The organism is Microcystis sp. LSC13-02 (assembly GCA_002282935.1).
In the GTDB taxonomy this organism is placed as follows: Bacteria; Cyanobacteriota; Cyanobacteriia; order Cyanobacteriales; family Microcystaceae; genus Microcystis.
Window position 1 is genome coordinate 1 of record MTBT01000338.1, and the last position, 11,830, is coordinate 11,830.

Below are 11,830 nucleotides of genomic sequence, written 5' to 3' on the forward strand. Positions count from 1 at the left end.
CTGCCAAATTGTTGAGACTGGCGGCGGTATTGGGATGATTGTCTCCTAATTGTTGTTTGATGATAGCTAAAGCTTGTTTGTAGAGGGGTTCGGCTTCGCTGTATCTTCCTTGAGACTGGTAAAGTAATGCCAAATTGTTGAGACTGGTGGCGGTATTGGGATGGTTGTCTCCTAATTGTTGTTTGATGATAGCTAAGGCTTGTTCTGCTAGAAGAATCGCCTCGTTATATTTCCCCTGCTGATACAATTGAATAACTTGCTGATTTAATCTTTCTGCTTCGGCTAATTTATCTTGCGGTGAAGCCTGAGAAATCACCTGTCCCACCGTTGGGGTTAAGATGACTCCCGATAATCCCATCATCCCGGTAATGACGACAACCGCTATCCCTGATTTGATTGATACTTTCATTGGTTTTTTATCCCTAGAGTTTATTGATAGGCAAAAACATTAACTTGAATAAATTTGTCGGGTTGAGACTTGTGCTGTAATAAAATTCTGATTTTTTATGCCGTTTTACTGCTAAAAACAACCTCACCACAGTTATAACATACTTGAGCGGGGATTTTTTCAACTAGGATTAGGCTGCCATCAATCCTAAAAGTTTGAACAACTAATTTTTCTTCGGCATCTTTTGAACCACATACATGACAAATAAACATAATTATCTCCTCAACTGTAGAACATTTAGATTAGCGGTCGAATTAAGGGAACAGGTAAGAGTTTCTGCTGGTTTTCCCAATTTTAACAATACCCAACTTAAACGCACAACAGCTTAACAGCCATCATCCATGATTCAAATTTCATGCTTACTTCCTCTGTAAAATGCAATTAGTTGTTTTAAGTACCATATTTAGTATAAGGACGTTTATAAGGTGGTTGTAGTCCCAAAACAATATCCTCCCTCTTAACACCCATTGAAATTAAATCCTCTGCTGGATTCAATTCCGTTAAATTTTGTTGTAGCCAAATCTTATTATCACGAATATCAAAATGAACAATCGAGCGGTAAACTCGTTTTAAACCTTCCCATCCTACATTCATCCACTGATAATGATCCCGTTCTACATCAAATATTAATTGTACTTCTACATCTTCACTGGTAACATCTTCTGCTACATAGCGACTTAACAAATTTTGCACTGCTTGACGATATTTTATGAGTTTATCTTTATCCATTGTGTAATTACCTCCTTGACTGGATCATAAATAATAAGTGGAACTTGATACTGTTTAATTGCTATTTGAGTAAACTCCATCTGGAAAAATGTATCAAAAGCGTCTATGGGAATTGCTAAATATAATGAGCGATTAGGTTCAATTGTAGAGAGTGCTAACCGATAACTCAAGAATTGACCCAAAGCCGCATAAAAATCAGTAATAGCAGAAGCATTAAGAAAACTTTTAATTTCTACAGCTATTTTCTCACCATTTCGCTCTGCTTCTAACAGTCTCTCTGCTGCTAGATCAACCTGAAAATTAATTCCCCCAAACTTTAATTTTAAAGGGTCTGCTGTAATGACCCATTTTTCTTTTTCTAATGCCCGTTTTACTGTAACATGAAAAATATCTTGAGCCGACACTATTTTCCCTCCGTACAAAAGTAGTAGCCATCATCCACGATTTACCCTTCATCCTTACTCCCTCTCTAAAATTTCATTAATTGTTTTAGCCAATTCCTGAACCTGCGAAGTATCCCCTAACTGATTATAACTACCCTTCGCCTTAGTTAACCACTGTATCGCCTCATCCTTATTTCCCAAGAGACGATAAGCTATTCCTAAACCCGCTTGTATCTCCGCTTGCACTGACAAATTCTCGGTATTTGTTGCCAGTTTTAACGCTTTTTCATAAGGTTTTTTTGCCAACTGAGGTAAACCAATCTTAAGGTAAGTATCACCCAATAGTTGATAAACCGTAGCAACCTGACTATTTTGCTTCACCAATCCTTCCAATACCTCAACCGCATCCCCATACAACCCATAACCTCGATAAAGATGCGCTAAAACTAACCCTGCTTCCTCTGGTGATAATTGCTGCTGTTGAACAGTTTTAACAGCATCTAAAACCGTTGTTTTCGTCTGTTCATCTAATATTGTAAACCCGACTTTTTCATCATCACTTCTAGAAGACGCACCATTATCAGCTTCTATGGTTACTCGATATCGCTCTCCTGCTTCCAGAGGAGGTTCACCAGGATAGACTATTTCAGTTTTGTTTGTCTGCGTTTCCCAATTAACCCCATCTATTTTGACAGTATAATTAGTTGCACCCGGAACAGCATTCCACCGCAGGGGAGGACGATTGGTAAGAATATTCGTTTGACGAGGAGTAATTAGATAAGGTAATTTTGCTAAAGCTTTCTCTGTTTTTCCTGTTGGACGGAGGGTTGTATTATTGCTATTGGGAAGTGGAATCACAGGATTTCCCCGAGGACAGCCACTAGAAACAATATACCTTCCCGGTTTAACCGTCCACTTCTTGAGATTACTACAATAAACCTGAACAGAAGCGTTAGCTGCTACTTCTAACTTATCCTCAAAACTGAGGGTAAGTCCGACAGAAGCAGGAAGCGGTTTTTTCCATTGTGTTTTTTTAACGTTAACTTTCCCTTTTACCTCAAAAATCGTGTTAACTCCAACAGTGTTACTGAAAGTCGCCGACGAAAATCCTACCGTAATTAATATCAGGGAAATGGGGGTAAAGAGTTTGAGAAATTTATTCATAACTAGAATCAATTGAGGTTTTGGATTTAATTAGTTTCGTTGTTGAACTTTAGTCCTCATCTGGTGCGATTTCAGAAAACGGGGTTTTTCGTCTAGAGTCACAACCTGACTTCACTTATCATGCTACTACAACTTAAAACCTCACCATTCCCTAATCTTCCCTATGGGGTTGGAGACAAGCTTTGCACCCTCACTGAAGGAGTAATTTCCCACTTCCACTCGCAACTATAGAATTAGCTATAATAAAATTACCACAGGTATCATCTTCATATTTCTGGAAACTATATGACCTTAAAACAATTAGACCGAATTACTTTTAACTCCAAAATTATGGCAGGTCAAGCCTGTATTCGAGGAATGCGTATTCCTGTTTCTTTAATTCTTAATCTACTTGCTAACGAAAAGCCGATAGAGGAAATATTAGAGGAATACCCTGACCTAGAAAGAGAAGATATTCACCAATGTTTATTATATGCTTCTTGGTTAGCCAGAGAACAAGTTCATCATTTTGAATTAATCGAGCAATGGAGATAGAGTTTCTAGCCGATATGGGGATTTCTCTGCGTACAGTCTCATGGTTAAGAGAACAAGGTTATGATGTCGTTCATCTTCGAGATGAAGGCTTACAAACTTTATCTGATCAGGAAATTCTTGCCAAAGCAAAAAGAGAAAAGCGGATAATTTTAACTGTCGATCTAGATTTTTCTCAACTTCTCGCTATTAGTGGTGATAATTTACCAAGTGTCATCCTATTCCGTTTAGGCAATGAAAACTACAATCTAATTAATCAGCGTTTAACTATAGTTTTACGAGATTGTACAAAAGCATTAAAGACGGGAGCAATTGTGTCAGTGACAGATCGTATTTTTCGGATTAGACTTTTACCAATTTAAGATTTTTGCTTTATAGCGTTCCTGGAGTCTTCCCGTTAATTCCATCTTAAATATTGTGTTCCAAAAGCGAACACCTTTATTATTGAGTACAAATTATAACATTGGCAAATAATCTCCCTGTCCTCTGTGTCTCTGTGGTTAATTACACTTCGTTTCTGAATAGTCACCAATAATTATAGGTTCTTTGTTGGGAATTTTGACAATAATTTCGACAGTTCCACCTAATGCGTTAACTACTTCGCGCAGTGTATTTAGCTCTAGATTTTACTCTTGTTTAAGTCTAGGTACTATTGATTGCTGTACTTCAAGATACTTTGCCAATTCTGATAAAGATAAACCTAGTTTTTCCTGCAAATACTTAAGCGTAAGTTCCTCCAGATAAATTTGGGAAGCTCTTGCTTTAATAATTGCTTGTCGTTCTCCACAAAGTTTATTAAATTCTTCCGAGAAGTTGGTATATTCTTTCATGACTTTTCTTCCTTAAGTTTTTCCAGATATTTTTGATAACGTTGATCTGCTATAGGAATATTTTCTTTGTACCATCTTTTGTTACCTGACTTGTTCCCCCCAACAAGTAAAATTGCTTGTCGATGAGGATCAAAGGCAAATAAAACACGCCAAGGTTCACCTTTATACTGAATACGAAGCTCTTTCATATTCTTAAAAGAAGATCATTCAATGGTATCAACTCGTGGTCTCCCCAGTGCTGGTCCAAGTTTCATCAATACAGTTAAAACAGCAAATACTTCATTTTGAAGTCCCTGTTCTTGTTGATAAAACCAGAACCTAAAATCTGGATCAAATATAATATTCCATTCCATAACTATAATGTAGTCTATACATAAAATAATGTCAAACTTTCAGTTAAACATTCGGCTCTCTTGCCATCATCAGTATAAATTATAACATCGGTGAATAATCTCTGTGTTCTTTGTGTCTCTGTGGTTAATTCCCCTCGATGATCTCCGTACCTCGCTCCAACTCGAAAATGCTATGATAAAAGTAAACTATCACTAAGGAAACTTTAATCATGACTAACTTACACAATCATTCAATATCTAACACATCCGAAGAGCCTGAGTTATCAATGGAAGAACTCGATGCTAAATGGGATGCGCTAGAAAATGACCCTGAATTTCGCAAAAAACCTTTTTGGCAAAGAATTGTTGAGATTGGTAAAGTTGTTCCCCAATCAGAATGGCGAAAACACTTACCTACAGACTTTGCGCGTAATTTTGAACACTATATGTACGGTGCACCGAGAGAAGATGAGGAAGAATGAAACAAATTTTCGCAAAACATTTACCTGACCAGATAATTTAGGTTATCATTAACTTATTCTCTTTAATCTAAAAGGAAACTTTAATCATGACTAACTTAAACAATCATTCAACCTCTAACACATCCGAAGAGCCTGAGTTATCAATGGAAGAACTCGATGCTAAATGGGATGCACTAGAAAATGACCCAGAATTTTTAGCAAAACCTATCTGGCAACAAATTATAGAAATTGGTAACGTTGTTCCCCAATCAGAATGGCGAAAACACTTTCCCAGAGACTTTGCGCGTAATTTTGAACACTATATGTACGGCGCACCGAGAGAAGATGAGGAAGAATGAGAACAATTTTCTTAGATACATCCTATTTACAGGCTCTTGCTGATTTTGGCGATAATCTTAATCCATTAGCTACAGCTATGACAGGACGACTCCGTAACTTTAGAGGTGTTACCAGTGAAATGGTTCTGACAGAATTACTCAATGCTTTATGCAGTAGAGGGGAATATTTACGCAAATCAGCTATTCGTCTAACTCATAGATTACGCAATGACAGCAAAACCATAATTATTCCCCAAACCAGTGAACAATTTCAGCAAGCTTTTGATTTTTATCAAAGACGATTAGATAAAGGTTACAGTTTAACTGATTGTGCTTCCATGCAGATTATGAGACAACTGGAAATCAATGAAATCTTAACCTTTGATAAGCATTTTCAGCAAGAAGGATTTAGCGCATTACTCAGAGAATAGTCAGTAAATTTTACTTCACTTTAATTTTTTCCTCGCTTCATATAACCATTGCTCCTCCTCTGTATTAATTACCCTCCCTTGAGCTAAATTAAGACATTTACGCCAATTTTCCTGAGATAATTTCTTGTCTTCTTTTTCTAAAAGTTGAGCATAAATACAAAAAGCAGCACCGGGATTGCGGATAAATTTCTGATAAGCTGGATTTTCAGCGATACCAATAGCAACTAAAAGATTAGGAATTGCATCTTCACTGCGATTTTGCTTAAATCTGGCCCAGCCTAGATTTTTATAAATACTATATTTTTGTACTGCTAAATTGCGTTTCTCATCTTCAGTAAATTGGTCTAGTTTTTCATCTTTTTCTGCTAATAATCTCTTGGCTTTTTCCAGTAACTCTACTGCTTCTGCATTCTTATTATCGCGCAGATACCAATAAGCGAGATTATTATAAGCATCTATAAAACCACCTTTTGCCGCAATTAAATAGTGTTTCTTCCCATTAGTCAAATCCTGTAAATCTTCATAAAGTGTTGCCAACTTATAATGAGCATCTAGATTATCTGCATCTAACTCAATTGCTTTTAAATACTTTTCTTCTGCTAAGGCTAAATTAGGAAGTTCTTGGCTTGCTGGCGGAGGAGATTGTAAACGGCTTCCTTCTTGCTTATAAAACTCAGAAAACCAAGAGAAATTTAGATAAATTCCCAAGAGAAAAGCAAAGACTATTACTGTTACAGAAAACTGTATTTTTTCATGCCAATGTTCAGCAATCCTACGAAATTTCATTAACTTAACAAAACCCTTCTGGCGCGTTCGTGTGAGAGCATTTTCAGTTTGTAATAAAGAAATGAAAGTCGAAAAAATAACACCCCCTATTTCTAGCAAACCTGAACCACCACTAAGAAACCGAGTAGCAATCGTTCCGATTAATGTAAAATTAACCCCTAATAAAACCAGTTTACCGATTCTCAATAGCCAATCAAAGCGATTGCAAGGATGCAGAGATTCCCTACTTTCTAAATGCCACCACCAAGCCTTATCAGAAATAGGTAAAGTCTCCCGATATTCAGCTAAGTCAAGAACTTGAGTAATTTTGTAGCTTTTCTGTTTTAATCTATTATCTTGTTCGATTAATTTTGACCGCATATCAACCGAAATTTCCGCCTCAGCTTCCATTTGTTTATGAAGAACATCTCTGGCGGCAATAATTTCTAAAGCCTGTTCTTTTTTCAGAGATTTATTATGAGAAGTATCTAAATAATTTAGAGCATTCTGGTAACGCTCTAAAGCAACTTGAAAGGGTGTCGGCACAGGTGCAGGAGAATTCATATTATACAATCCTAAAAGTTTAGTTTCTTTCACTGTTTGAGGGTAAAAAATACTCCAGCAAAACTGGCTGATGATACTAAATCCTGTTTAAAAAGTATAGGAAAGTGGGAAGATGGGCAGATGGGGACTTGAGGGAGTTTTGAGCAAAAAACCAAAGGAATTAGGAACCCTAGGGCCCTAATTCCTGTAGTATATGCCATTGTATCTAACGGGCTTGGAGAGACTCGAACTCCCGACCTTGTGGTCCGTAGCCACACGCTCTAATCCACTAAGCTACAAGCCCTTGTTTTTCTCAACAGTAAACCACTATAGCACAGGTTCATTCAATGACGCAAGAGGGTAAAGAAAAATTATCTCATCTCGACAGCCAAGGCGAGGCCCAGATGGTGGATGTATCGGAGAAAATGCCCACTAAACGCACTGCTATCGCGCTAGGACAAGTGAGAATGCTAAAAACGACTTTTGAAGCCATAGAACAGGGAAATGCGCCTAAAGGGGACGTTTTAGGGACGGCAAGATTAGCGGGAATTATGGCTGCCAAACAAACTTCCTGCTTAATTCCCCTTTGCCATCCCTTACCCCTGCAAAAAATCAATGTTCAGATTATCCCGAAAGCAGAGTTACCCGGTTACGAAATTCGGGCAGAAGTGGTGACAAAATCGGAAACCGGTGTAGAAATGGAAGCTTTAACGGCAGTATCTGTGGCAGCCTTGACTTTGTACGATATGGCTAAAGCGTTAGAAAAATCAATCCTGATTGAAAATATCCATCTGCTGAGTAAAACAGGAGGGAAATCAGATTATCACAACAATCCCCTGTTGCCATGAGTGTGGGGTGTGGGGTGTGGGGTGTGGGGTGTGGGGTTTTACCAATTTTCAGGGAGTCAATTACCTAATTTTCCTCCCAATCACCCCAATCGCTGGCACTTTTTGATTTCAAATTCAGCAGACCCTAAGTAACCCCTTCTAGTTTTTCATCGGTCAATTGATATAATTCCTGTAATTTCTCTAATTTGTCGGGGTCTGCTTGCCAAAAACCGCGACCCTGTGCTTCTAACATTCTACCGACAATATTACGGAAAGCTTCGGGATTAGCTTGACGCAATTTTTCCGCCATTTCTGCATCAAAAGCGTAGGTATCGGCTGCCTGATCATACACCCAATCGTCACTAAAATTAGCCGTACCGCCCCAACCAATTAAAGCGGTCATTCTTTGGGAGATTTCGTAGGCCCCACCGGAACCTTGATTAACCATGGCCTTGGCCCATTTAGGATTGAGTAATTTACTGCGGTATTCTAAGCGCAAAACCTCCTCTAATTGGCGGGGAGTTGTATCATTGGAAAAACTCTCGACAAAACTTGTCATTACCCGTTTACCGCTTTGTTTTTCTGCGGCTAATTTTAATCCTCCCGTGTTGCCGTAGTATTCCTGAATATCGGTTAAACCGTATTCTACCGAGTCAATTTCTTGGATAATACTTTCACTGGTTTTTAATAACTGTTGTAGCACTTCTGGCCGCGCTTGTCCCTTATCTTGACGACCATAACTAAAAACATTACGCTTTTCCCAAGTTTTCGCTAATTCGTTGTCATTGTCCCAATTTCCCTCCACTACTTGGTCATTAACTAAAGAGCCAAAATCTCCAGCAGGATTGGAAAATAAACGAGCGCTGGCATTGTCAATTCCTTGACTTTTTAAGGCTAAATAGTGCTTACGGATATAATTATCATTTTCCGATTCTTCTATCTCAGCTGCCCGCTGCATTAAATCATCTAATAACTCGATAATATTGATAAAAGTATCCCGAAAAATTCCCGATAAATTAGCCAGAATATCGATGCGCGGGTGTCCAATTTCTTCTAGGGGTTTTAATTCATACCTGACAATTCTTCCCGTCCCCTCTTTCACCGGTTCCGCACCGACTAATTCTAAGAGAATACCTAGGGATTCACCCTTAGTTTTAATCACATCTAATCCCCAGAGTAAAACCGCTACAGTTTCGGGATATTTTCCTTTTTCGGTTAAGTTTTGTTCTAGCAGTTTTTTGGCGATTTCTCGTCCGCGGGTGTAGGCTGCCGGGGAAGGCATCCGGTAGGGATCTAAAGCGTGTATATTGCGTCCTGTGGGCAAAACTCCCGCACCATCTCGGAGTAAATCACCCCCCGGTGCTGGGGGTACATATTCCCCATTTAATCCCCGCAAAAGATTAGTTAGTTCCTCGCTATTTTGTCCTAATAAATTTTTAATAGCAATGCCTTCTTTAACCTTTTCATTGGTTGCTTCTTCAGCGATAATTTGCTGAAATTCTCGCTCAGATAAATCGGTAAAATAAGCATCAAGATAACCTTTTAATTCTTCCTGATTGGGAGCAGTTCCTAGGGTGTGTAAACCTGAAGAAAATAGTCTTTGTTCGACGATTTGTAGGTAACTATACACCTTGACAAAATAATCGGTTAGTGCATAGCGACTAAATAATTTGGCATTTTCTAAAGTGAATTCTATTCCCTGTTTTTCTGCTTCCAGAAAAGGACAGTCTTTAGAGATACCTGTATCAATAATTTTTTGGAGGATACTATCTCTTAAAGCGTAATTTTTCTCAGGATTTTCTCGAAATTCTGCAATCAAATCTCGCAGAATCATCAATTCTTTATATAATCCCGCTCGTCCGTAGGGTGGCACATTATGGGAAATTAACACCCCATAACCGCGACGTTTAGCTAGGATAGATTCCGAGGGATTATTAGCGGCATAAATATATAAATTCGGTAAATCTCCTAATAAAATATCTGACCAAGAATAACCGGTATTTCCTAGGGGTGAACCGGGCAACCATTCAACAGTTCCGTGCATACCAAAATGAATGATCGCATCGGTCTTAAAATCTTTTTGTAACCACTGATAAAAGGCTGCATACTGAGGGTGAGGAGTTAAATCTTTTTCAAACATTAACCGCATCGGATCCCCAGCAATTCCTAAAGGTGGTTGCACTCCAATCCAGACATTACCTAACTCAATCCCCCCTAAATGATACTGGTTGCCAACAGTTTTTATCCCCGCATCTTTCAGAGATTTCCAGTGTTTTTCGATGCGGGAGGTTAACAGATAACCTAGCCAATTTTCTAAAGTTTCTATCGATAAACGATTTTGTTTAGAGAGATTTTCATCATCGGCAAATTTAACTTTTTGAATAATTTCTTCCCCGTCTTCGGGAATCGTTCCCACATTATAACCCTGCGCTTGTAAAGCTTGTAAAAACTTAACTAAACTCCGGGGAACATTTAATAAAGCTGCCGTACCAACTGCCCCATAACCCGGGGGAAATCCATAGAGAATGATGGCTATTTTGCGTTCTTGCGGAGGGGTTTTATGTAACTTAATCCAACTATGCAAACGTCCAGTTAAACGCTGTAATCTTTCGGGAATTAAATAGATAGTTTCCCCCACTAATCCCCCCAGAGGAATCGTATCAATTGCTCCATCTAATTCTGGTAAAGCGTATAGAACCACACTCTGTAAACCACCGATTCCCTGTCTTGTCCAAGAATAAATATCTTGAATTAATAAAGGGGCAGCGATAAGATAAGGAATATTTTTAGCGGACAGAATTCGTTTAGCCACTTCTACCTGTCTTCCTGCTTCCATAGAACCCGCAGGACCCCCCACCAAAGGAAAGCCAATCGTCGAAACAATTGCATCTACTGTCACCGCATCTTTACTTAAAGAAGGAGTTTCAATGATTCCTTTTTTTCTTTGCTGAATTTCGTAGTCTGTGGTTAACCAATCCCGAACAATTGTATGGCCTTCCACTCCGTTAATAAACACGGGTAAGGGAATTAAATTAGCCGTTTCAAAATGGCGGATTAATTGATTAATATAGGGCAGTTTACTGATAACGTGCTTCCGATAAAGCAGCAGGGCAACCACTGGTTTATCAAGAGATTTATTTTTTTCATACCAAGCCAAATATTCTTGGGGAGTGAGAAAATAACCGTTATAATCGGGGTGTAATAGTCCCTTATTGGGAGTTTCGATAACTTCGGGTATTTCCCGTACTTTTAATCCTAGATATTTTTGGGCAATTACCCAACACATAGCGGCAACATTTTCCGTTCCTCCCGCATTCCAATAACCGTAAATAATTAACCAATTACGCAAATCTTGAACTTTTTTAGCGGGAATAAATTTCAGTAGTTTCGGACCGGTTTTGAGGAAACTGAGATAACCGGCTAACTTATCTTCTTCCTTGCCACTGGAAAATTTACTCAAGATAAATTGAATTGGTTTTGGCATTCCTTTTGGTTTATCCCCGATGGCAAATTCTCCCAAACGGGTTAAACTCATTAACTCTAAAGCAGACTCAAAAACTAAGCGAATCGGAATCTGTGCTGCTCGTTGCCGCAGCCAAGTAACTTGATCGTAATCGAAGATCAAACTAGCAAAAAAAACGTCGGCAGTGGCTAAAGCTTGCTCGACTATTTCCGGTTCGCTAGTTAAGGATTTATCGCTAAATACTTTTACCTCTAAATCGGGACATTTAGAACTAGCCAACAGGCCCGATTGCCGATACAAATTACTGTTAAAGGTTTCAAAGCCAACAATTAAAACAATGCTTTTCATAAGAATATATTTTTATACTAAATCCGGTTATTAAAAACTGATTATTTATTCCCCCTTTTGCATGAGTGCCTCTCCTGATATGTAGCCTGATTTAGTATTAGACCAATCAGGGTGGGTTATCCTGATTGAAAACACCCCCTGAAATGATCATCGAAAATTTTGGGTCTGAAACCCCGTCGTTCTACGACGGCTTTACTGTTAAATATTAACACATTTACGAAATATATGCTAAAATGC

Annotated in this window: 15 protein-coding genes, 1 tRNA gene and 1 pseudogene; 6 read left to right on the forward strand and 11 right to left on the reverse strand. The window is 38.5% G+C overall.

Annotation, left to right across the window (positions count from 1 at the left end; translation table 11 throughout):
* From BGL89_RS21050 to BGL89_RS21070, 5 genes are all read right to left on the reverse strand, one after another.
* Nucleotides 1–361: tetratricopeptide repeat protein (locus tag BGL89_RS21050; protein WP_286827485.1), on the reverse strand; the 361-nt coding region annotated here is incomplete at its 3' end.
* Nucleotides 362–504: 143 nt separating this feature from the next.
* Nucleotides 505–660 carry a YgiT-type zinc finger protein gene (locus BGL89_RS21055; RefSeq protein ID WP_002774384.1) on the reverse strand — a complete coding sequence of 52 codons (156 nt, stop codon included), beginning with the start codon at nucleotides 658–660 and terminating at the stop codon, nucleotides 505–507.
* Nucleotides 661–838: 178 nt separating this feature from the next.
* Complete coding sequence (locus BGL89_RS21060; RefSeq protein WP_002774383.1) at nucleotides 839–1,177, reverse strand: XisI protein; 339 nt, start codon at nucleotides 1,175–1,177, stop codon at nucleotides 839–841.
* Complete coding sequence (locus tag BGL89_RS21065) at nucleotides 1,156–1,581, reverse strand: element excision factor XisH family protein (RefSeq protein WP_002774382.1); 426 nt, start codon at nucleotides 1,579–1,581, stop codon at nucleotides 1,156–1,158. Before BGL89_RS21065 ends, BGL89_RS21060 begins: the two co-directional genes overlap by 22 nt.
* 54 nt (nucleotides 1,582–1,635) lie before the next feature.
* Complete coding sequence (locus tag BGL89_RS21070) at nucleotides 1,636–2,724, reverse strand: tetratricopeptide repeat protein (protein ID WP_286827475.1); 1,089 nt, start codon at nucleotides 2,722–2,724, stop codon at nucleotides 1,636–1,638.
* Nucleotides 2,725–3,009: 285 nt separating this feature from the next.
* Here BGL89_RS21070 and BGL89_RS21075 point away from each other — a divergent pair, with 285 nt between their 5' ends.
* Together BGL89_RS21075 and BGL89_RS21080 are read left to right on the forward strand one after the other, a co-directional pair.
* Nucleotides 3,010–3,258: a DUF433 domain-containing protein gene (locus BGL89_RS21075; protein ID WP_002743172.1), complete on the forward strand. Its 249-nt coding sequence runs from the start codon at nucleotides 3,010–3,012 to the stop codon at nucleotides 3,256–3,258.
* On the forward strand, nucleotides 3,249–3,617 hold the full coding sequence (locus BGL89_RS21080) for a DUF5615 family PIN-like protein (RefSeq protein WP_002766989.1): 369 nt from the start codon (nucleotides 3,249–3,251) through the stop codon (nucleotides 3,615–3,617). Before BGL89_RS21075 ends, BGL89_RS21080 begins: the two co-directional genes overlap by 10 nt.
* A 138-nt stretch (nucleotides 3,618–3,755) precedes the next feature.
* On the opposite strand, the pseudogene BGL89_RS21410 reads toward BGL89_RS21080, so the two are convergent.
* From BGL89_RS21410 to BGL89_RS21580, 3 genes and pseudogenes are all read right to left on the reverse strand, one after another.
* Nucleotides 3,756–4,085: pseudogene (locus BGL89_RS21410) on the reverse strand (helix-turn-helix domain-containing protein).
* A complete protein-coding gene (locus BGL89_RS21575) occupies nucleotides 4,082–4,273 on the reverse strand; it encodes a type II toxin-antitoxin system RelE/ParE family toxin (RefSeq protein ID WP_286827478.1) in 192 nt (63 codons plus the stop codon). The pseudogene BGL89_RS21410 and the gene BGL89_RS21575 overlap by 4 nt, the downstream one beginning before the upstream one ends.
* 15 nt (nucleotides 4,274–4,288) lie before the next feature.
* Nucleotides 4,289–4,438, reverse strand: coding sequence for a hypothetical protein (locus BGL89_RS21580; protein ID WP_286827479.1), 150 nt, complete (start codon nucleotides 4,436–4,438; stop codon nucleotides 4,289–4,291).
* 209 nt (nucleotides 4,439–4,647) lie between these two features.
* Here BGL89_RS21580 and BGL89_RS21100 point away from each other — a divergent pair, with 209 nt between their 5' ends.
* The 3 genes from BGL89_RS21100 (at nucleotide 4,648) to BGL89_RS21110 (ending at nucleotide 5,647) form a co-directional block, all read left to right on the forward strand.
* A complete protein-coding gene (locus tag BGL89_RS21100) occupies nucleotides 4,648–4,899 on the forward strand; it encodes a hypothetical protein (RefSeq protein ID WP_286827480.1) in 252 nt (83 codons plus the stop codon).
* A gap of 86 nt (nucleotides 4,900–4,985) precedes the next feature.
* On the forward strand, nucleotides 4,986–5,237 hold the full coding sequence (locus BGL89_RS21105; protein WP_002766984.1) for a hypothetical protein: 252 nt from the start codon (nucleotides 4,986–4,988) through the stop codon (nucleotides 5,235–5,237).
* The gene (locus BGL89_RS21110) at nucleotides 5,234–5,647 is read left to right on the forward strand and encodes a type II toxin-antitoxin system VapC family toxin (RefSeq protein WP_286827482.1); all 414 of its coding nucleotides are present in this window, start codon (nucleotides 5,234–5,236) and stop codon (nucleotides 5,645–5,647) included. Before BGL89_RS21105 ends, BGL89_RS21110 begins: the two co-directional genes overlap by 4 nt.
* 15 nt (nucleotides 5,648–5,662) lie before the next feature.
* Here BGL89_RS21110 and BGL89_RS21115 read toward each other — a convergent pair whose 3' ends face one another.
* Together BGL89_RS21115 and BGL89_RS21120 are read right to left on the reverse strand one after the other, a co-directional pair.
* Nucleotides 5,663–6,976 (reverse strand): hypothetical protein, encoded by a 1,314-nt coding sequence (locus BGL89_RS21115; RefSeq protein ID WP_353743968.1) that lies wholly within the window; start codon nucleotides 6,974–6,976, stop codon nucleotides 5,663–5,665.
* A 209-nt stretch (nucleotides 6,977–7,185) separates the two neighbouring features.
* A tRNA-Arg gene (locus tag BGL89_RS21120) sits at nucleotides 7,186–7,259 on the reverse strand.
* A 43-nt stretch (nucleotides 7,260–7,302) separates the two neighbouring features.
* Between BGL89_RS21120 and moaC the strand changes: the two genes are divergently transcribed.
* A complete protein-coding gene (moaC, locus tag BGL89_RS21125; RefSeq protein ID WP_158199384.1) occupies nucleotides 7,303–7,803 on the forward strand; it encodes a cyclic pyranopterin monophosphate synthase MoaC in 501 nt (166 codons plus the stop codon).
* A gap of 124 nt (nucleotides 7,804–7,927) precedes the next feature.
* Here the strand turns inward: moaC and bchH are convergent, their stop codons facing one another.
* Complete coding sequence (bchH, locus tag BGL89_RS21130; protein WP_286827484.1) at nucleotides 7,928–11,593, reverse strand: magnesium chelatase subunit H; 3,666 nt, start codon at nucleotides 11,591–11,593, stop codon at nucleotides 7,928–7,930.
* Nucleotides 11,594–11,830: the final 237 nt, after the last annotated feature.

Coding starts and splice junctions, on each gene's coding strand:
- BGL89_RS21580 (WP_286827479.1), bottom strand. CDS start 4,438: ATGGAATGGAATATTATATTTGATCCAGATTTTAGGTTCTGGTTTTAT.
- BGL89_RS21115 (WP_353743968.1), bottom strand. CDS start 6,976: ATGAATTCTCCTGCACCTGTGCCGACACCCTTTCAAGTTGCTTTAGAG.
- BGL89_RS21070 (WP_286827475.1), bottom strand. CDS start 2,724: ATGAATAAATTTCTCAAACTCTTTACCCCCATTTCCCTGATATTAATT.
- BGL89_RS21075 (WP_002743172.1), top strand. CDS start 3,010: ATGACCTTAAAACAATTAGACCGAATTACTTTTAACTCCAAAATTATG.
- BGL89_RS21100 (WP_286827480.1), top strand. CDS start 4,648: ATGACTAACTTACACAATCATTCAATATCTAACACATCCGAAGAGCCT.
- BGL89_RS21055 (WP_002774384.1), bottom strand. CDS start 660: ATGTTTATTTGTCATGTATGTGGTTCAAAAGATGCCGAAGAAAAATTA.
- BGL89_RS21110 (WP_286827482.1), top strand. CDS start 5,234: ATGAGAACAATTTTCTTAGATACATCCTATTTACAGGCTCTTGCTGAT.
- BGL89_RS21105 (WP_002766984.1), top strand. CDS start 4,986: ATGACTAACTTAAACAATCATTCAACCTCTAACACATCCGAAGAGCCT.
- moaC (WP_158199384.1), top strand. CDS start 7,303: ATGACGCAAGAGGGTAAAGAAAAATTATCTCATCTCGACAGCCAAGGC.
- BGL89_RS21060 (WP_002774383.1), bottom strand. CDS start 1,177: ATGGATAAAGATAAACTCATAAAATATCGTCAAGCAGTGCAAAATTTG.
- BGL89_RS21080 (WP_002766989.1), top strand. CDS start 3,249: ATGGAGATAGAGTTTCTAGCCGATATGGGGATTTCTCTGCGTACAGTC.
- bchH (WP_286827484.1), bottom strand. CDS start 11,593: ATGAAAAGCATTGTTTTAATTGTTGGCTTTGAAACCTTTAACAGTAAT.
- BGL89_RS21575 (WP_286827478.1), bottom strand. CDS start 4,273: ATGAAAGAGCTTCGTATTCAGTATAAAGGTGAACCTTGGCGTGTTTTA.